18 protein-coding genes are annotated in these 21,226 nt (G+C 33.6%); 17 read left to right on the top strand and 1 reads right to left on the bottom strand.

Annotation, left to right across the window (positions count from 1 at the left end; genetic code table 11):
* Positions 1 to 84 precede the first annotated feature (84 nt).
* Positions 85 to 585 (top strand): PTS glucose transporter subunit IIA, encoded by a 501-nt coding sequence (locus tag RWO76_RS05680; RefSeq protein ID WP_314354702.1) that lies wholly within the window; start codon positions 85 to 87, stop codon positions 583 to 585.
* Positions 586 to 767: 182 nt separating this feature from the next.
* On the opposite strand, the gene RWO76_RS05675 is transcribed toward RWO76_RS05680, so the two are convergent.
* Positions 768 to 1,772, bottom strand: a complete 1,005-nt coding sequence (locus tag RWO76_RS05675) for a lactonase family protein (protein WP_314354701.1) — start codon at positions 1,770 to 1,772, stop codon at positions 768 to 770.
* A gap of 139 nt (positions 1,773 to 1,911) precedes the next feature.
* Here RWO76_RS05675 and RWO76_RS05670 point away from each other — a divergent pair, with 139 nt between their 5' ends.
* The 16 genes from RWO76_RS05670 to RWO76_RS05595 form a co-directional block, all read left to right on the top strand.
* On the top strand, positions 1,912 to 3,087 hold the full coding sequence (locus tag RWO76_RS05670; protein WP_314354700.1) for an AI-2E family transporter: 1,176 nt from the start codon (positions 1,912 to 1,914) through the stop codon (positions 3,085 to 3,087).
* Between the two features lie 88 nt (positions 3,088 to 3,175).
* Positions 3,176 to 3,913 carry a prepilin peptidase gene (locus tag RWO76_RS05665; protein ID WP_314354699.1) on the top strand — a complete coding sequence of 246 codons (738 nt, stop codon included), beginning with the start codon at positions 3,176 to 3,178 and terminating at the stop codon, positions 3,911 to 3,913.
* An 88-nt stretch (positions 3,914 to 4,001) separates the two neighbouring features.
* Positions 4,002 to 4,322: a hypothetical protein gene (locus RWO76_RS05660; RefSeq protein ID WP_314354698.1), complete on the top strand. Its 321-nt coding sequence runs from the start codon at positions 4,002 to 4,004 to the stop codon at positions 4,320 to 4,322.
* 550 nt (positions 4,323 to 4,872) lie between these two features.
* Positions 4,873 to 6,090, top strand: a complete 1,218-nt coding sequence (gene arcA / locus RWO76_RS05655) for an arginine deiminase (protein WP_314354697.1) — start codon at positions 4,873 to 4,875, stop codon at positions 6,088 to 6,090.
* A gap of 67 nt (positions 6,091 to 6,157) precedes the next feature.
* Entirely contained in the window at positions 6,158 to 7,171 is a 1,014-nt protein-coding gene (gene argF, locus RWO76_RS05650) for an ornithine carbamoyltransferase (protein ID WP_314354696.1), read from the top strand.
* Positions 7,172 to 7,261: 90 nt separating this feature from the next.
* Positions 7,262 to 8,803, top strand: coding sequence for a YfcC family protein (locus RWO76_RS05645; protein WP_314354695.1), 1,542 nt, complete (start codon positions 7,262 to 7,264; stop codon positions 8,801 to 8,803).
* Positions 8,804 to 8,877: 74 nt separating this feature from the next.
* A complete protein-coding gene (locus RWO76_RS05640) occupies positions 8,878 to 10,218 on the top strand; it encodes a M20 family metallopeptidase (protein WP_314354694.1) in 1,341 nt (446 codons plus the stop codon).
* A 38-nt stretch (positions 10,219 to 10,256) separates the two neighbouring features.
* Positions 10,257 to 11,204 (top strand): carbamate kinase, encoded by a 948-nt coding sequence (gene arcC, locus RWO76_RS05635; protein ID WP_314354693.1) that lies wholly within the window; start codon positions 10,257 to 10,259, stop codon positions 11,202 to 11,204.
* Positions 11,205 to 11,345: 141 nt separating this feature from the next.
* The gene (locus tag RWO76_RS05630; RefSeq protein WP_314354692.1) at positions 11,346 to 12,416 is read left to right on the top strand and encodes a DUF6930 domain-containing protein; all 1,071 of its coding nucleotides are present in this window, start codon (positions 11,346 to 11,348) and stop codon (positions 12,414 to 12,416) included.
* 330 nt (positions 12,417 to 12,746) lie between these two features.
* Positions 12,747 to 14,498: an ABC transporter ATP-binding protein gene (locus tag RWO76_RS05625; protein ID WP_314354691.1), complete on the top strand. Its 1,752-nt coding sequence runs from the start codon at positions 12,747 to 12,749 to the stop codon at positions 14,496 to 14,498.
* A complete protein-coding gene (locus tag RWO76_RS05620) occupies positions 14,492 to 16,240 on the top strand; it encodes an ABC transporter ATP-binding protein (RefSeq protein ID WP_314354690.1) in 1,749 nt (582 codons plus the stop codon). Before RWO76_RS05625 ends, RWO76_RS05620 begins: the two co-directional genes overlap by 7 nt.
* 554 nt (positions 16,241 to 16,794) lie before the next feature.
* A complete protein-coding gene (locus RWO76_RS05615) occupies positions 16,795 to 17,931 on the top strand; it encodes an amidohydrolase (RefSeq protein ID WP_314354689.1) in 1,137 nt (378 codons plus the stop codon).
* A gap of 5 nt (positions 17,932 to 17,936) precedes the next feature.
* Complete coding sequence (locus RWO76_RS05610) at positions 17,937 to 18,617, top strand: NAD(P)H-dependent oxidoreductase (protein ID WP_314354688.1); 681 nt, start codon at positions 17,937 to 17,939, stop codon at positions 18,615 to 18,617.
* Positions 18,607 to 18,780: a hypothetical protein gene (locus RWO76_RS05605; RefSeq protein ID WP_314354687.1), complete on the top strand. Its 174-nt coding sequence runs from the start codon at positions 18,607 to 18,609 to the stop codon at positions 18,778 to 18,780. Before RWO76_RS05610 ends, RWO76_RS05605 begins: the two co-directional genes overlap by 11 nt.
* A gap of 252 nt (positions 18,781 to 19,032) precedes the next feature.
* A complete protein-coding gene (locus RWO76_RS05600; RefSeq protein WP_314354686.1) occupies positions 19,033 to 20,373 on the top strand; it encodes a carbohydrate ABC transporter substrate-binding protein in 1,341 nt (446 codons plus the stop codon).
* A 162-nt stretch (positions 20,374 to 20,535) separates the two neighbouring features.
* The coding region (locus tag RWO76_RS05595) for a sugar ABC transporter permease (protein WP_314354685.1) at positions 20,536 to 21,226 on the top strand (691 nt) is incomplete at its 3' end.

Raw genomic sequence — 21,226 nt, 5'->3', positions numbered from 1 at the left:
AAAGATAAAAGGAATAAGGTTTTTATTCAAAAAAAATACAAAAATATGATATACTAGCGATAAATAAGTTGAGAGGATGATTAGATGTTCGGATTTTTCAAAAAGAAAGCAAAAAAAGAAGTAACTCCTGAATTAGAATTGTTTGCAGTTGCAGAAGGAGAAGTAGTGGCTATCACAGAAATTAATGATCCAGTATTTTCTCAAAAATTCATGGGAGACGGTTATGCTGTATTACCAACTTCTGGAGTGATTACTTCACCTGTAGTTGGGGAAGTGATTAATGTTTTCCCAACAAAACATGCTGTAGGAATTAAAACAGATAATGACGTAGAAGTATTATTACATATGGGAATCGATACAGTTGAATTACAAGGAGCGCCTTTTGATACAGTTGTAACAGTTGGACAACGTGTAGATCAAAATACTGTGATTTCTACTGTAGATTTAGAAGCTGTAAAAGCAGCTGGTAAAGATACTCCTATGATTGTAGCTTTAACAAATATGGATAAAATTGCAAACTTATCAATTACAACAGGAAATGCATCAGCATCTTCTAAAATTGGTGAAGCAACAGTTAATTTATAATATACGAGTATTCGAAAGACTTTCCTAATGTAGTAAAGGACGGCAGCAACATCGCAAAATGCGAGTCTCATGCTACATAGAAAAGTCTTTCTCATTTTGGCGTGTGCTAATTGGTGAGTGCATAAACAAAGACTTTTCTAAAGTAGCAAAGTGTGCTAGCGATAGAAAAGTCTTCTTTTAATTTAAACCGGAATGACGCAAACAACTTCTGGAGCGAAGAAGTCTTTTTGACAAAGTGTTAATGTTCCTGTTTGGCTGTCACGTTCATAAAGAGTTAAGTTGTCGGATTCTTGATGTCCAATTACTATAAAGCGTTCATCCTTACTTAAATGGAAATCACGTGGGACACTTCCAAAAGTATCATAATCAGCTACAAATGTTAATGAGCCTGTTTCCTCGTGCACTTGAAAAACATAAATACGATCATAACCACGATTACTTGCGTATAGGAAATTCCCATTGCTTGTCAGATGAATCGCACCACCCCAGGCTTGTTGCTCAGTTGTTGTTAATAAGTGTTGTTCGATAAAAGTAAAGCTTCCATTTTCAGCGTCATACCCTAACACTTCAATACTAGCATTCAATTCGCAGATTAAGTAAGCAATTGGTAGTGTAGGGTGGAAAGCTAAATGACGAGGTCCTGCTCCTTTTCTACTATTATAAGTAGAAACACGTTGAAGTTTTTCTCCGTCTTGTTGATAAGTAGCTACAATATCACTTCCTAAATCACAGACTACAATCCATTTTTCATCAGGCGTATAGTCAGTATAATGAACATGAGGCTGTTTATCTTCAAGAGAAGGATGAGTGACGCGATCTACTAATGTGACTGCTGCATCAAATTTGTAAGAAGAAACATGTCCTTCATGATAATTAGCAGCTAATAGATGATTGGATTCTTTGTTAAATGCAATATAACAAGGAACGGCTGTTGTATCATGGTAGTGAGAAACTTTGGTTAAAGTTTCTGCTTGTTGTGTATTAAACACGGTAATTCCACCAGTTTCTTCCTTTGAAACTGCTGCTAGTAGTGAATGGTCAGCGTTTAAAGCAAGATAAGTTGGGTTTTCAATTTCTGCTTCTAAAGACAAATTGGATAATTGTTTTTGTTCAGTATCTAATTGAACAGCATAAATTCCTTTACTCACACGTTTTGTATAAGTACCTAAATAGAACTTTTCAGTCATATAAATCAACTCCTTAATGTATCATTGAAAATATAGTAGCACGGTTCTTTTAAAAAATAAAAAATTTATTCTCAAAAACTTTTATTTAGATAAAAATGTGATACACTAGAACTAAATTTTAGAAAACGAGGTGCCTTGAATGGAAGAATCAGAACACACAACTTCATCAAAATCATGGTTTTGGAAATGGGTTTTAAATAATCAATTAGTGAGTACATTGTTAATTATTTTACTGCTGTTAATTAATATTTTTGTATTTACTAAAATTGCCTATATTTTTTCTCCATTGAAGGGAATTTTTTCCATTATTGGGTTTCCAATGGTAGGTGCTGGAATTTTATTTTATATGATTAAACCAATTCAGGATTTTTTAGTGAAAAAAGGAGTTCATAAATCGATTGCAATCTTACTGAACTTTATTTTACTAATTGTGTTGTTATTGGCAGCAATTTTTAGCTTTATTCCGATTGTAGAAAAACAGTTGAGAGAATTAGTGACTCAATTACCCATTTATTACAAAATTATTAGTGAACAAGTTGAACGGGTTGTACAAAGTAATACTTTTTCAGCAGTGCAAGAACAACTTAATGGAATTAACATGGATTTCTTGCAGTCATTAGGGACTAGAGTGAATGGACTATTGAATGTAACATTTAGCGGAATTGGAAATGTTGTTGGAGCTGTTGGAGAATTTATGATTGGAATTATTACAATGCCAATTCTGTTATTCTACTTATTACAAGATGGAGAAAAAATTTTACCTGCAGTACTTCAGGTTTTTCCAACTCGTTCTCGTAGACGAATGAGTATCGTTTTAACAGAAATGAATCAACAAATTAGTTCTTATATTAGAGGACAATTAACAGTAGCGATTGCGGTAGCGATTATGTTCTCGATTGGATATGCGATTATTGGATTACCTTATGGAATTACTATTGCGATTTTAGCGGGTGCATTAAATGTGATTCCATATGTTGGATCATTCTTTGGGATTTTACCAGCATTAATTGTCGGTTTTGTTATCTCTCCTTGGATGTTTGTCCAAGTATTTATTGTTTTTGTCATTGAGCAAACATTAGAAGGAAGACTTGTTTCACCATTAATTTTAGGAAACTCTTTACAAATGCATCCAGTAACCATTTTAGTGGTGCTATTAACGACTGGTAAAATCTTTGGGTTAGTAGGATTATTGTTAGGAGTACCTGGTTATGCTGTTTTAAAAGTTATTATTAGTCATATTTTTGATTGGTATAAAGATTATTCAGGTTTGTACAAAGAAGAAACAGCAAAAGAAGAAATTATAATAGAAAGTTAAAAATAAAAAGCATTTTTTTCGAAAAAAAGCATAGTTATATTATGGAAGGGAAAATAACGAAAGCTGAAATCGAAAGGAGTGCTTTTTTATGTGCTTTATAAGTTTTATAGTGGGGTCATGTATCGGAAGTTTTTTGAATGTAGTGGCTTTAAGATTACAAAAGGAAGAAGATTTTATACGAGGGCATTCTCATTGTGCCAAGTGCTTGCATGAATTAAGTTGGAAAGATTTGATTCCAGTTCTTTCGTGGTTCTGGCTAAGAGGGAAATGTCGATATTGTGGGAGAAAAATTTCACCTCGTTATTGGATTGTAGAAGTTATATCCGGCTGTATGTTCATGCTCATGACAGGAATCTGGAATGGAAGAGAATGGAGGGGATTGCTGGATCTGTGGCTATTGATGAGTCTAGCAATTTTTTGTAGTTTAACGGATTTACAAGAGCAAGTAATCTATCCGAAAGGATTAGCGATAGTCGGATTACTTCATATTGTAATTGGGTTGAGGAGCTTATTAGAGAATTTATACTTTCTATCAACGTTAGTGGCCCTTGGTTTATATGGGTGGATTTATATAGTAGGTTATTTGCTATGGAAGGAAGAAGTGTTTGGGTTGGGGGATTGTTATTATTTAGCGACAGTTGCCTTGTGGTATCCCATCAAAGAAATTGTACTTATTGGATTACTTTCATTTGTAGTAGGTGGAGGAGTATTGGGGTTGCTGCTAATTATTAAAAAAGAGCGAATAAAAAGAGTTGCATTTGTTCCTTTTATTGTGATAGCCCAACTTTTAGTGATGATTTTAGGTGTGGAATGGTTTGGGTGGTGAAGATGAAGGGGATGAAGTATAAGATTATATTGAAAAAAACTATTTTTTATAATTTATAATAGAACAATAAAAACTAGGAGTGAAGGATATGAAAAAGATAAAAAATCAATTCGCTTATCTAATAATCATTGCGTTAACTTTTTATGGATTACCCTTAATCGACCGAGAAAGTGAAATGTTAATGTTATGGATACTATTTCCTATCGTGTGTTTTTTGAGTGCTATTGTATACGGTATAAAATATTTGTTTTCTTTAGTGTATTCTATTTTGGTAATGGTACTTTTTATTCCAACGATTTTTATTTTTTATAATGAAACAGCTAGTTTTTATATAGGAGTATATGGAGTAATTTCTCTCATTGGGAATTTATTAGGAAGTTTCATTCGAAAAATCGATGATCGAAAATAATTTTAAGAATGTAAAGACGATAGAAGAATAGGCTATCGTTTTTTTTAACCATTTATTCAGAGAAAATAAAACTAAATAAATAATAAAAAAATCAGTAAATAGAGAGAAAATAAAGAATGTAACCGATTAAGATTAAAAAAGGATTAAAAAAATTAATGTTAAATTATATAAAATAAGAGTTTTCAAAAATAAAAAATATAAAAAACGTCGTGAAAAAACATTTCACAAAAAGAAAATATTTTCTTGTGAAAGTTATATTTAAAAGTAGATAAACAATTAAACTTTAATGCTTAATTGGCAAGAAAAATAAGGGAACTAAAATGAAAGAAAATGAAAAATAGAAAGTGAAAAAAATCATTTGAATTTAAATGTCAGAATAAAATCATAAAAAGATATTTTAACTAAAAACTAACTTGAAAACGAATTCATTTAGCAGTAAGATAGGTGCATAAGGAAATGGAACTTAAAAATAAGTCCGATCAACTTATTGTTCTGTTTCCTAAGCTATGAATTCATAACTGTTCAAATTTTATTTAGGATGGTGGCTAATATGTCAAACCCAATTCACGTATTTTCTGAAATTGGACGCTTAAAAAAAGTTTGTTTGCATCGCCCAGGTAAAGAGTTAGAAAATTTGATGCCAGACTATTTAGAGCGTTTATTATTCGATGATATTCCATATTTAGAAGATGCTCAAAAAGAACATGATGCATTTGCAGAAACTCTTCGTAACGCAGGAGTAGAAGTTTTATACTTAGAGCAATTAGCAGCTGAAGCAATCGATGCTGCAGGTGTTCGCGAAGAATTTGTAGATGAATGGTTATCAGAAGCAGGTGTAGCAAGTGTTGCTTCTCAAAAAGCGATTAAAGAACACTTACTATCATTACCAACATTTGATTTGGTATTAAAAACAATGGAAGGTTTCCGTAAAACTGAAGTTCAAGCAGAAGCTACAACTTTAGCAGGTATGTACGAAACAGATTATCCATTTGTAGTAGACCCAATGCCAAACTTATACTTCACACGTGATCCATTTGCTACAATGGCAAACGGTGTTTCATTAAATCACATGTATGCAGATACACGTAATCGTGAAACAATTTACGGTAAATATATTTTCACTTATCACCCAGTATATGGAAATGGAAAAGTTCCATTCTTCTACAACCGTACTGAAGATACTCGTATCGAAGGTGGAGATGAGTTAGTTCTTTCTAAGGAAGTATTAGCTGTAGGTATTTCTCAACGTACAGATGCTCGTTCAATTGAAAAAATTGCTCAAAAATTATTTGCTGAAACTGATTTCAAACAAGTATTAGCATTCGTAATTGGTGAAAACCGTAAATTCATGCACTTAGATACTGTATTTACACATATCGATTATGATAAATTCACTATCCATCCAGAAATTCAAGGCGGATTAAAAGTATTCTCTATTACAAAAGGAGAAAATGGTGCGCTTAATATTGAATTAACTGAAGATAAATTAGAAAATGTATTAGCTAAAGCATTAGGCTTACCTTCTGTAACATTAATCCCTTGTGGTGGCGGCGATCCTGTAGAAGCTGCTCGTGAACAATGGAACGATGGTTCTAATACATTAACAATTGCACCAGGGGAAGTAGTTGTATACGACCGTAACGTTGTTACAAACGAAATCCTAGAAAAATATGGTATTAAATTACACAAAATTCGCGGTAGTGAATTAGTTCGTGGTCGTGGTGGCCCACGTTGTATGTCAATGCCATTCGAACGTGAAAATTTATAATTTAAAACAGAATATTATATGATATAATTAATTTAGAATTACAATTTTGAAAGGAGTCATTCCAAATATGACACAAGTGTTCCAAGGCCGTAGCTTTTTAAAAGAAAAAGATTTTTCTCGTGCAGAAATCGAATATTTAATCGACTTCTCAGCGCACGTTAAAGATTTGAAAAAACGTGGTGTTCCACATAAATTCCTAGAAGGTAAAAACATTGCCTTATTATTCGAAAAAACATCTACTCGTACTCGTGCAGCTTTCACAACTGCAGCAATCGACTTAGGTGCTCACCCAGAATATTTAGGTAAAAACGATATCCAATTAGGTAAAAAAGAATCAGTGGAAGATACTGCTAAAGTTTTAGGCCGTATGTTTGATGGAATCGAATTCCGTGGATTCAGCCAACAAGTCTGTGAAGACTTAGCGAAATACGCTGGTGTTCCTGTATGGAATGGTTTAACAGATGCATGGCATCCAACACAAATGATTGCTGACTATTTAACTGTTAAAGAAAACTTCGGTAAATTAGAAGGTTTAACATTAGTTTACTGTGGTGACGGACGTAACAACGTTGCAAACAGCTTATTAGTAACAGGTGCAATCTTAGGTGTAAACGTTCATATCTTCTCACCAAAAGAATTATTCCCAGAGCCAGAAGTCGTTGCTTTAGCTGAAGGATATGCTAAAGAAAGCGGAGCTCGTGTATTAATTACTGATGAAGCTGAAAAAGCTGTTAAAGGCGCAGATGTATTATACACAGACGTATGGGTATCAATGGGTGAAGAAGACAAATTCACTGAACGTGTAAACTTATTACAACCTTACCAAATCAACATGGACTTAGTTCGTAAAGCTGAAAACGAAGATTTAATCGTATTACACTGCTTACCAGCATTCCATGATACTGAAACAGAATACGGTAAAAAAATTGCTGAAGAATTTGGTATTAAAGAAATGGAAGTTACTGATGAAGTATTCCGTAGTAAATATGCTCGTCAATTCGATCAAGCAGAAAACCGTATGCACTCAATTAAAGCAATCATGGCTTTAACTGCAGGTAACTTATTTGTAAACAAAGTTTAATAACAAAAAGTAACATAGAAAGCCATTCTGGTTCTGATGTTGAATCAGAATCAGAATGGCCTTTTTTATAGATAGATGGAGGATATTATTATGGCTGAACAAGTAGCTGAAAAAAAAGGTTTTAAAATGCCTTCTTCATATACTGTTTTATTCATTATCATTGCAATTATGGCTTTATTTACTTGGATTATTCCAGCTGGACAATATGATAAAACAGAAGATGGTAACTTAATCGCTGGTACTTATCAACAAGTTGATTCAAACCCTCAAGGTTTTTATGATGTTGTGATGGCTCCGGTTTATGGTATGTTAGGACGTGATCATAAATTAAATGAAGGTCAACCAAATGAAATTGGCATTAAAACTGAAGGTGCTATTCAGGTATCATTCTTTATTTTAATGGTAGGTGGATTCTTAGGAGTTGTAACTGAAACAGGAGCACTTGACGTAGGTATTGCTTCTATCGTTCGTAAATATAAAGGACGTGAAAAAGCGTTAATTCCTATATTAATGTTCTTATTCGCATTAGGCGGAACAACTTATGGTATGGGTGAAGAAACAATGGCATTCTATCCATTAATCGTTCCAGTAATGTTAGCAGTAGGGTTTGATACAATTACTGGGGTTGCAATTGTATTAGTTGGTTCTCAAATCGGATGTTTAGCTTCAACTGTTAACCCATTCGCAACAGGGGTAGCTTCTGATGCTGCTGGTATTAGTGTTGCAGAAGGTATTGGATTACGTTTAATCTTCTTCGTTGTAATGTGGGCAATTTCAGCATTCTATGTATATAACTATGCAAGTAAAGTGGAAAAAGATCATTCTAAGTCTTACACATATGCAACTCGTGAAGCTGATTTAACTTACTTCAATGTTGAACAAACTAATGCTGAGTTAAGCGGAAAACAAAAAGCTGTATTAACAGTATTTATTTTAACATTCATTATTATGATCTTAAGTTTAATTCCATGGGCTAAATTTAACATTCATGTATTTGAAAAAATTAATGAATTTATTGTAGGTCTTCCATTCGTTGGACAAGTGTTTGGTCAATCATTACCTTTAGGTGAATGGTACTTCCCAGAAATTACAATGTTATTCTTAATGATGGCTGTATTAGTTGGTATTACTTATAGAATGAAAGAAGAAAAATTCATTCAAGTATTTATGACAGGTGCTGCAGATTTATTAGGTGTTGCCTTAATTTGTGCATTAGCTCGTGGTATCCAAGTAATTATGAACGATGGTATGATTACTGCTACAATCTTGAACTTTGGTGAACATGCATTGTCAGGTTTATCAGCACAAGTATTTATTGTATTAACATACATCTTCTACTTACCATTATCATTCTTAATTCCTTCTTCTTCAGGTTTAGCAGGTGCTACAATTGGTATCTTAGCTCCTTTAGGAGAATTCGTAAATGTATCTCAATCATTAGTAATTACTGCTTTCCAATCAGCAAATGGGGTACTAAACTTACTATCACCAACTTCTGGTATCGTTATGGGTGCATTAGCATTAGGACGTATCGAAATTACAACTTGGTGGAAATTTGTTGCTAAATTAGTAGGTATTGTAATGGGCGTTTCAATCCTATTATTAATCTTAGGAACATTCATTAATATTTAATGGAAAGTTAAATAAACATTTTAAGAACTCCCCTCGTAATAAAGGGGGGATTTCTTATTCTTAAGGAGGATACGATGAGCACATTTATTACAGAAAAACATAAAGAAGAATGTATTGAATCAATTAAAAGATTGGTCCGTATTCCTTCTGTCTTAAATGAAGGTGAAGGAGATACTCCTTTTGGAAAAGATATTCAGTTCGCATTAGAAGATGCATTGGCTTTGTGTCGTGAATTAGGCTTTAGCACATACATTGATCCGAAAGGATATTATGGATATGCTGAAGTTGGAAGTGGCGAAGAGTCATTAGCTATTTTATGTCACTTGGACGTTGTTCCAGCGGGAGATTTAAATAATTGGGATACCCCACCATTTGAAGCTGTTCTAAAAGATGGTTTCTTATATGGGAGAGGGACTCAAGATGATAAAGGTCCTTCAATGGCAGCTTTGTATGCTGTAAAAGCATTAATGGATGCTGGGGTTGAATTTGATAAGCGAATTCGATTCATTTTTGGGACTGATGAAGAAACATTATGGCGTTGTTTAGCTCGTTATGGAGAGTTAGAAGAAGTAGCAACAATGGGATTTGCACCTGATGCAGAGTTTCCGTTAACATATGCTGAAAAAGGTTTATTACAAGTAAAATTGCATGGACCAGGAAGCGATGTTTTAGACTTTCATTCAGGAGATGCTTTTAATGTAGTTCCAGGAAAAGCATCTTATAAAGGAGAGTATTTTTCTCAAGTATTAGAAAAATTATCTTCATTAAAATTTGAATATGAAACGCAGAATGATGAAGTGACTGTTCTTGGGGTTTCTAAACATGCAAAAGATGCACCACTTGGTGTGAATGCATTAGTTCGCTTAGTAAAAGGACTTTATTCAGTTGTGGATCATTCAGCATTAGCATTTATTTCAGAAGAAGTTGGAGAAGATGCTACAGGTAGTAGTATTTTAGGGAAAATTGAAGATGAACCATCAGGTGGTTTAACATTTAATGTAGCAGGTGTGACGATTACACCAGAAAAATCAGAAATTCGTATTGATATCCGAATTCCAGTATTAGCAGATAAAGATGCAATTGTCAAAACTCTATCTGAAAAAGCTAAAGAATTTGGATTAGAGTATGAAGAATATGATTATTTAGGACCATTGTATGTTCCGTTAGATAGCGTTCTAGTGGATACACTAATGGCTGTATACCAAGAAAAAACTGGTGATACAACTCATTTACCACAATCTTCAGGAGGAGCAACTTTTGCTCGTACTATGAAAAATTGTGTTGCTTATGGAGCAGTATTCCCCGATTCACCAATTACATTCCATATGGAAAATGAAAAAATGTCGTTAAGAGATATATTTGATTCAATGGATATTTATGCGGAAGCAGTATATCGTTTAGCAAGTAAAAAATAGTATAAGATTTAGTTTTAATCATAAAGGAGTTTATAAAAATGTCACGTAAAATCGTAGTAGCGTTAGGCGGTAACGCAATTTTATCATCAGATGCTTCAGCAAAAGCACAACAAGAAGCATTAATTCAAACAGCAAAATACTTAGTACAATTCATTGAAAATGGCGACGAATTAGTTGTTACTCATGGTAATGGACCACAAGTTGGTAACTTATTATTACAACAAGCAGCAGCTGATTCAGAAAAAAATCCAGCAATGCCTTTAGATACATGTGTTGCGATGACAGAAGGATCAATCGGATTCTGGTTACAAAATGCATTAGTGAATGAATTACAAGCACGTGGCATTAAAAAAGATGTAGCTGCAGTAGTAACACAAGTAATCGTTTCTAAAGACGATCCAGCATTCTCAAATCCAACTAAACCAATTGGACCATTCTTAACTGAAGAAGAAGCTAAAGAACAAGCAGCAGCTACTGGTGCAACATTTAAAGAAGATTCAGGTCGTGGTTACCGTAAAGTAGTTCCATCACCAAAACCAGTTGGAATTAAAGAAGTCAATACAGTTAAAAACTTAATCGCTTCAGGTACTGTTGTCATTACAGCAGGTGGGGGAGGTATCCCAGTTGTTGAAGACCCAGAAACTAAATTCTTAACAGGTGTTGAAGCAGTTATCGATAAAGACTTTGCAAGTCAAACATTATCTGAATTAGTTGGAGCAGACTTATTCATCGTGTTAACAGGTGTTGACAATGTATATGTAAACTTCAATAAACCAGATCAACAAAAATTAGAAACTGTAACAACTAGCGAATTGAAAAAATATATTGGAGAAAATCAATTTGCTCCTGGTTCAATGTTACCAAAAGTTGAAGCAGCAATTGCATTTGTTGAAAACTATCCACAAGGTAAAGCTATCATTACTTCATTAGAAAATATCGCTGAAGTATTAAAAGGTGATGGCGGTACACAAGTTGTTGCTGGCTAATTTTATTAGAGATTAAGAGATAAAAGGATTAACGGAATTACCGTTAATCCTTTTTTATGCAAGTAATTTTATAAATACCATGATATTTTATTTAAACTATGATAATATTAGTAGGAAATTTATTGAAGAGAGAAGGATTAGATGACTTCATCTATGTATGCATTAGCCTTGCAAATAGAGCAAGAATTAAATAAGATTTCATCCAAAAAAGGTCATGTTGTATTTAGAACATTAAAAGGTGAAACAAAATTCGTATTTCAATTTGAGAAGAATCATACTAAAGGTTTAGTAATTCAATTATTAAAGAATGAAGAAGATTTAGCGTTTCTAACAACAATTGAAAAGAAATGTCGATTAGAAAGAGACATACATCAATCAGAATTGGATTTAAGATGGTTATCAAAAGGAATTCAAATCCGATACAATTCTAAATCTGAGTTGGATGATACTGAAATTCAAAGAATGGAAAGATTAGGAATTGACGTTGAGAAATTTGAAGTATTACCGAATATTTTAAATTTTACAGAGGAAAATATTGGAAGAAGTGTTTCTGTTACAAATCAATATAGAAAATTTGTAGAACAAGTATTAACACTAGTTTTACAAGAAGGAAATCTTCAAAAATTAGAGTTAGTTTGGAATAAACAACAAAAAAATTATTATCAATCCTTTCCAGTATTTACGTATAACCAACGTACAAAACAAGTAAATTATGTTCAGCAAGAAAAAATGTTGACGTTAAAAGATATTCTAAAATATCATTATTATGTCCAAAATACTCCAGCTGATTTACAAATTTCAGAGTTTGAATTTGCTAAATTTATGGAGAGAATTGAAGCTACAGTGAATGTTTCAATGCAAGTTAGAATTGGAGTTCAAGAATTAGTGAGTTCGGAATTATCGAAACATAATATCCCATTTGTGATTGAAATGGCAGATAAAGATGCCGTTGCCTATACCAAGTTAATACATGCGATTGATCCAAAAACAATTCAAGAAGAATTTTTAGAAATGTTTGTAGAGTTTCAATTTAAACCAACAACAATTTTAGTTTCTGGATTATTTGGAATATATTTGAGTAATATTTTATCACCATTAGCAAAAAGAATGTCTATTAAAATAAAGTATGTAGATAACTTACCAACGTTTAATCGACTAACACATGAAGAAAGAATTTTATCATTTTTACATTTATATGGTATAAGCGTGTAAAAATTCACTTGCAAAAAATCTTATTTAGGTGTACGATGAGTGTGTTAAGCAAAAGTGTTTAACAAATAATATGAAGGAGGTAGTTGTAATGAACAACTTAAATGGAAAACATCAACAATTGAACAAAACAACTAAAATCTCCTTACAGAATATGACAATGTATTAATATACTCACTTTAATTATTTTTGGTTTTGCGAAATGAGGCTAACTGTCTGCTGTGGTAGGTGGTTAGCTTTTTTTCATAGATAAAAGTGGAGGGACTAGTTGTGTATATATGTATACGGAACTAGTCTTTTTTTGTCAAATTTCTGTGGGAGTAAGGAGGAAATATGAAAGTCATTATGAAACACCTAGGCGTTTATTTTAAAAAGCACTGGGTGAGATATGTCATTATTGTATGTAGTGCAATTTTAAATAGTTATTTATTAGTTGTTCCTGCAAAAATATTAGGACAAATTGTCAATGCGATTGTGGATCAATCGTTGACGCAAGAACAACTTTTAGGATATATGGGATTCTTTTTCTTATCATTAGTAGGAGTTTATATATTAGACTCTGCATTAATGTATTGGATATGGTTTGGACGTTTTGACTATATTACCAATTTACGATTAGGAACGATGAAACAATTACTTTGGAAAAAAGCACCTTTTTATACAAAGTTTAGAGTTGGAGATATTGTAACTCGTTCAAGTGAAGACCTTGAAACAATTGGGAATTTAGTAGGATTTGGAGTATTTGCTTTTCTGAATGCATTCTTTATTACTTTATCCGTTTTGTCGAATATGGTGATAAATGTTTGGTGGGAGTTGACCCTTATTTCCGTTTTACCGATGCCGGTATTAGCCTATGCACTGTATCGTTTAACGGATAAAATTGAAATAGTGTATGGGGATGCTCAAAAGGCTATTTCTGATATGAATGCAGAAGTATTAGAAATGATTGATGGAACTTATGTCATTCGAGCATATGGGCAGGAAGAGAGAATGAGTCAAATTTTCCAGCAGAAAACAGAAGATTCTTTTCAAAAAAATATTGCAGTAGCTAAATTGGGAATGTTATTTATTCCATTAGCACAAGTTGTTGTAGGAATTTGTATGTTGATTGGGTTGATTTATGGTGGAGGACTTGTTCAAGAAGGGAAAATTTTATTAGGGAGCTTAGTTTCGTTTCCAATCTATATCGGTTTATTAGTCTTCCCATTGGCTTTAATTGGAGACCTTGTTGTAATGATTCAACAAGGGAAAGTTTCATTTGAGAGAATTTTTGAATTATTCGAAACAAGCGATGATTTAGAAGAAGATGGACAGGAAGACTTAGGACAATTCGAAGAAATTCGTTTTGAGAATTTCTCCTTTACTTATCCTGGTGAAGAAAGCCCAACATTGAAAAATATTACGGTCAGTATAAAAAAAGGACAAACGATTGGAATTGTCGGGAAAACAGGTTCAGGGAAAACGACCTTCCTAAAACAGCTCTTACATCAATATCCTTATAAGAATGAAACGATTTTACTGAATCAGAAGGAATTAGTTCATTGGAAACGTCAAGCAGTGGATGCATTAATGGCGTATGTGCCACAAGAACATGTGTTATTTTCAAAGAGCATTTTAGAAAACTTAAAACTTGCTAATAAGGAAATTACAGAACAGGTTGTATGGGATGTGCTAGAACAAGCTGCGATAGCGGAAGATATTCGTCGAATGCCAGAACAATTGGAAACAACGATTGGCGAAAAAGGGATTACTCTAAGTGGTGGACAAAAACAACGATTATCCATTGCCCGTGCATTATTAAGAAATGCTGAAATTTTATTACTTGATGATGCCTTATCAGCTGTTGATGCAAAGACAGAAAAACAAATTGTAGGTCATCTGAAATCAGAAAGACTTGCTCAAACCAATATTATTACAGCACACCGGTTATCTGCAATTCGACATGCAGACTGTATTTTAGTATTTGAAGAGGGTCAGATTGTTGCAAGGGGAACTCATGAAGAGTTACTGGAACAAAAAGGCTGGTATTATGAACAATACTTGAAACAAGAATTAGAAGAAGGAGAGGTGAGCGAAGAATGCTAAAAACAATTTTTTGGTTATTAAGCTATATTCGTTATGAAAAACGTTCCTTTTTCATTGGATTTATTTTATTATTACTCGCTTCAGCTTCAGGGGTGTATGCTCCGATTGTTGCAAAACAATTTATTGATTTGGTGATTACACCATCAGAAAATTCAGGAGTCATTAATTGGGGGCAGATTACTCAATTTGCCGCAGTATATTTTGGCTTATTGCTCATTTCAGCGTTATCGGCTTATTTTGGACGCTTTATCTTAAGTATAATGTCGAATCGTTTAACAAAACGTTTAAGAGATGAGTTATTCGATAAAATTCAACATTTGCCTATCCGTTATTTTGATTCCTTACCAGCAGGAAAAGTTGTTTCAAAAATTACAAACGATACGGAAGTTATTCGTCAAAATTTCTTTGTTGCCGCAACTGCCAATGTTTTAAATAGTATTATTATTATTGTTGGAATTTATGTTGTTATTTTTTCTCTTAATATTCGTTTAGGAGCTGCTTTATTATTAGTCATTCCAGCTATTCTTTTATGGCAAGTGGTATTTAGTAAAAAGGCAGGAGCTTTTACAGGTCCTCTTCGTGAGAGCTTTAGTAATATGAACGGAAAATTGAATGAAATCATTCAAGGAATGTCCATAATTCAAGTGTTTCAACAAGAGAAACTAGTGGATAAAGAGTATGAGGACATTGTTCAAGATTGGAAAAAAATAGGTCTTGAAGAATTAAAGGTAGAGTCTTTCTTAGCCTGGAGTGTCGTCGGGTTTCTAAGAAATGTTACTTTAATGTTTGCCGTTTTATATTTAAGTGTGAAATATTTAGGAGGAACATTAGGGTTAACGGCTGGATTTATTTATGCGATTGTGGACTATATTAATCGTCTCTATGATCCGATTGATAATTTAGTACAAATTTTTGCTGGATTGCAACATGCTTTTGCTGCAGGGGGTCGTGTGATTGAATTAATGGAAACACCAATCGAGAAATCAGGGGCTGCTGATTTTGTCATGGAAGATGGAAAAGTAGAATTTAAAAATGTATCTTTCTCTTATGATGGAAAAACTCCTGTATTGAAAAATATTTCCTTCACAATTGAAGCGGGTGAGAGTGTTGCTTTTGTAGGGCATACTGGTTCTGGTAAGTCTACGATTATGAACTTGTTATTTAGGTTTTATGACCCAACGGATGGAGAAATTTGGATTGATGATCAAAATATTGCGTTATCGAATCAACGAAAAGTGCGTGAGAAGATGGGGATTGTGTTGCAAGATCCATACTTATTTGCTGGAACTTTAGGAAGTAATATTGGCTTAGAGAATCCTTCTATCACCAATGAAATGATGGAAAATGCACTAATTCAAGTGGGTGGTCAGCATATTTTAGATCGTTCAGAAGAAGGGTTGAATATGCTGATTCAAGATAAAGGAGCAGAGTATTCATCTGGGGAACGTCAGTTGATTTCTTTTGCGCGAGCGTTAGCGTTTAATCCAACGATTTTAGTGTTGGATGAAGCGACTTCTCATGTGGATACGCAAACGGAAGGGATGATTCAGCAGGCGATGGAAGTGCTGTCGAAAGACCGTACGACGGTTATGATTGCGCATCGTTTGTCTACGATTGTTCATGCGGATAAGATTTTTGTGTTGGATAAGGGTGAGATTATTGAACAAGGGAATCATGCTGAATTAGTTGAGCAAGACGGAGTGTACGCTCAGATGTACCGCATGCAAACTGAAAAGAATTAGACTTCTTATACTGTAGCAATGGACGGCAGCAGCTTCGCTAAAGCGAATCTCATGCCTAAAATTCGAGCCTAGGTCTCGAATTTTCCAGTATTATCAGCCAAAAGAACGGCTGATAATACTCGTGCTACGGTAAGAAGTCTATTCTTTTCTTAACGGAAGAATATGAGAGTGCGTTGGGGATGAAATTTTTTTGAAACGTTAAAAATGTTGAAAATGGCGTTGTTGATGACATTAAAATAACATTTTTTTAATTTTGTATTTGGAAATTTTATGTGGTTTAGAATAACGCGGAAGGGAATAGAAATGGATTTTTCTGAAGTAACGAAGGTATAAGAAGCCAGAATATGGCTTCTTATACTGGAAAAATTGAGACCTTAGGCTCAATTTTTAGCCAAGAGACCCGTAGGGGCTACTGGCGTCCATCTTTACATCAGATAAAATCCATTTCTATTCCCATAGTATTTAAAACATGAGGGAGCTTTAGGCGTTTCCTCATGTTTTTTTACTTTGTTTGTAGTAAAATGAAAATAAGTGATTTTCAAGAGGTGATTGATATGAAAGAAGAATGGATTCAAGAAGCGGTGAAAATTAGACGGACATTACATCGCTATCCGGAATTATCAGAACAAGAATTTAAAACAACTGCATATATTCAAGAAAAATTAACAGAATGGGGGATTTCTTATCGTCCATTACAAACGCCAACAGGTGTTGTAGCAGAAATTGGAAAGAAAGAAGGCCCGATTATTGCTCTTCGAGCAGATATGGACGCATTACCGATTCATGAACAAACGGATTTAGACTATCGTTCAGAGCATGATGGAGTGATGCATGCTTGTGGGCATGATTTTCATACAGCTAGTTTATTAATGGCTGCGAAAATTTTAAAAGAAAAAGAAGAAAGTTTAAACGGAAAAATTCGATTCATTTTCCAACCAGCAGAAGAAATGAATCGAGGTGCTCGTGCTTTAATTGCAGAAGGAGTATTAGAGGGAGTCGATGCCATTATTGGGTTCCATAATAAGCCTGAATTACCAGTTGGAACAATTGGGATTAAATCTGGGCCACTAATGGCAGCTGTGGGACAATTTTCTGTGGAATTAAAAGGTGTAGGAACTCATGCGGCAGCTCCTCATAATGGGAATGATCCAATTGTTACAGCATGTCAAATTATTACGAATTTACAAGCGATTGTGAGTCGTCATGTTTCACCATTGTCACCTGCAGTATTAAGTATTTCTCATATTGAAGGGGGAAATACTTGGAATGTTATTCCAGAGCGTGTTTTCTTCGAAGGTACGATTCGTACTTTTTATAAAAAAGATCAAGAGAAAATTCGTAGTTTAATGGATCATATGGTACATCAAATGGCTGCCGTTTATGGACAAGAAGCACATATGGAGTGGATTATGACACCTCCAGTTGTAGATAATGATGAAGAAGTAACTAACATTGTAAAAGAAACAACAGCACAATTTGCGACGCTAGTGACTCCTGAATTAACATTAGGAGCAGAAGATTTTGCGAATTATATGGAATATGTTCCAGGATGTTTTGCTTTTATTGGCACAGGTTGTCCTTATGAATGGCATCATCCATCTTTTGTAGTAGATGATACAGCGTTACAATATGCGATTTCTTATTTTGTAGAAAATAGTCAAGCTTTACTAAATCAATATCAGAAAGGGTAAATTTAATGACTAAAACACTAATTATTATGAGTCATCCTGATGTCGCTCAATCTTCTTCTCAGCAATTTTTATTAGCCGCTGTTAAAGGGGAAGAACAGGTTCAAATTCGTCATTTAGAATCGATTTTAGCAGAACAAGAAAATAATCATTTTGATAAGAGAAAAGAACGAGCTTGTCTTCTAGAAGCAGACAGAATTATTTTTCAATTTCCATTTTATTGGTATCAATGTCCAAGTGTGATGAAGCAATGGATGGATGAAGTGCTGACGTTGAATTTATCTCAAAAAAATAAGAAGAAAGAACTGGGAATTGTAGTTACAGTAGGAGCTAAGAAAGATCGATATACAGCGGGTGGTTCAGTAGGATTTGGAATTGAAGAGTTACTGAGACCTTATCAAGCTCTTGCAAATCAATTAGGGTGGAACTATCAAACACCATTTGTTATTTATCAATTTCCATATTTACCTGAAACACAAAAACAGCAGTTACTAGTAGATTATCTGTATTATTTAGAAAATGGTTCGCATTCTTTTAGTGAAAAAGAACAATGGATGTATGAAAAATTAGAGCAATATTCAACTACTTATACAAGGCAAGTGAGAGATTGGATTGTAGAGTTGAAACAAGAAAGAGAAGAATTAGTGATGATGCTTTCAGAAATGGGGAATGAAGCAGATGGATTCTAAATGGATGGAAGAACAAATTGCTACTTGGCAAGAAGAATGTCAAGATTATAAAGAACGAGCCTTTTTAGAAGCTTGTAAGCAATTATTGTTGGAACAACAAGAGCGAGTGGATCATTATAAGGCACAATTAGACGGACAATTATGGAGTCCCAAAGAGTGGTAAACATTTTAAAGATGTAAATTTTGCTAATTGAATAAAAATATATAGATAAAATATAAAAGATTTATAGGGAAGAATTCGATTTATAACATAATCAGATTCTTTCCTATTTTTCTCCCATATAAAACAATATTGTTATAAAATATAGCAATAAAATGATTGTGTAAACGTTTTATTAATAGTATTATGATGTCGAGGTAAAAAAGAATAACCTTTCGAAAATGAAGAATTTTCGAGAAAACAGGAGGAATATTTATGAAAAAGAAATTAGTTTTATCAAGTGCAGCTCTTTTAGCAACTGTTGGTTTAGTAGCTTGTAATAAAGCAACAACTACTGATAAACCTGCAGAAACTAAATCTGGGGAAAAGAAAACAATTAAATTAGCTGCTCTTGAATCAGGATATGGTAAAGAAATGTGGCCTGAGTTAATTAAAGCTTATGAAGAAGCAAATCCAAATGTTAAAGTTGAATTACAATCTAGTAAAGAACTAGAAGACGAACTTTCACCAAAAATGAAAGCGGGAGATTTCCCAGATGTTGTAATGCTTGCATTAGGACGTAAAAAAGCTTTACCAGAAACATTAATTAAAGAAAAAGCTTTAGCAGATATCTCTGACTTATTCGATATGAAAGTATACGGAGAAGATAAAAAAGTTTCTGAAAAATTATTAAACGGTGTATTAGGTTCTACAGTTACAGATCCATATCGTGATGGAAAACACTATTTAGCACCAATGTTCTATGCACCAACTGGTTTATTCTATAACCAAGGCTTATTCGAACAAAAAGGCTGGGAAGTTCCAAAAGATATGCCAGCTATGAAAGAATTAGCAGAAAAAGCAAAAGCAGAAGGAATTTCATTATTCACTTATCCTACAACTGGATACTTAGATAGCTTCTTCCCTGCATTATTAGCAAATGCTGGTGGTGTTGATTTATTCAACAAAGCAATGAGCTATGAAAAAGGAATTTTTGCTTCTGAAGGAGCAACTAAAGCATTCAATGCATTAGGCGAATTAGTGAAAAATGTTGAACCATCAACAGTAGCGAATGCTAACCCACAAAGCTTTACTAAGAACCAACAATTAATATTAGACAATAAAGCTTTATTCATGCCAAATGGTACATGGGTAGTTGGAGAAATGAAAGATGCTCCTCGTGCTGATGGATTCAAATGGGCTATGAACGCTGCTCCAGCAATCGAAAAAGGTGGCAAACGTTTCGTTTACTCATTCTTCGAACATATCTGGGTTCCAGAAGCAGCAACTAACAAAAAAGAAGCTAAAGAATTCTTATCATTCTTATATTCTGATAAAGCAGCAGCAATCTTTGCTAAACATAATGCTGCTCAACCAATTCAAGGTGTAACAAGCAAATTACCTGCTGAATTACAAAGCTTATACAAAGTTGTAGATGAAGTGGACGGAGTTATCAATGGTAACTTTATTGCTACAAAACCAGTTGAAGGTGTAAACATGAAAGAAACATTATACGGTCAAATCGACTCTGTAGCATCTGGTCAAAAATCTGTAGCAGATTGGCAAAAATCAGTTGAAGAAGTTAGCCAAAAATTAAGTGCGGCTGTTGAAAAATAATTCTTCGACTAGTTTGAATGGATAGAAAAGGAGCTGGGAAAAGGGGCTCTTCCGGAAAGATAAACTCAGTTTTAAGTAGTTTCAAAGTTCCAAGAGTTTTCTTTCAGGAGGCAGCCATTCCCAGCTTTATTTTATACTTAAATAAAAGATAGGAGCATGAAGATGAATAATCGTCGGAAAAAAGAACGTGCAGGATTTATCCTAGCATGTATATTACCTGCCATTATATTATTTCTTACTTTCTTAATTTATCCAACGATTGAAGTGTTCAGAATGTCCATGTATCGTTGGGGTGGATTTTCAAAGAACAAACAATTTGTAGGATTTGATAATTTTGTAACCTTATGGAAAGATGAGAATTTTTCAAGAACAATTCAAAATACAATTTTATTAATTGTCATTGTAACGATTGTAACAGTTGTTTTAGCAGTGTTATTTGCATCAATTTTAACAACTGAGAAAATTCGTGGAAATAATTTCTTTAGAATTATTTTCTATATTCCGAATATTTTATCAATTGTAGTTATTGCCGGTTTATTTGCAGCGATTTATGATCCAAATGGTGGTTTATTAAATGCCATTTTACCAAAAGCATTGGAACGTTTATGGTTGGGAGACCAAGGAGTTGTCATTTATTCTTTAGCCTTTGCTTTAATTTGGCAAGCAATTGGGTATTATATGGTAATGTATATGGCTGGGATGGCAAATATTCCATCTAGCTTATATGAAGCAGCTGATCTAGACGGTGCAGGAAAAATTGGTAAATTCTTCAATGTAACATTGCCGTTAATTTGGAATAGTATTCGTACAACATTAACATTCTTCATTATTAGTACGATTAACTTAAGTTTCT

It is taken from the genome of uncultured Granulicatella sp. (assembly GCF_963521425.1).
In the GTDB taxonomy this organism is placed as follows: domain Bacteria; phylum Bacillota; class Bacilli; order Lactobacillales; family Aerococcaceae; genus Granulicatella.
The sequence above is the reverse complement of the archived record's forward strand: the minus strand, read 5'-3'. Positions and strand labels throughout refer to the sequence as shown.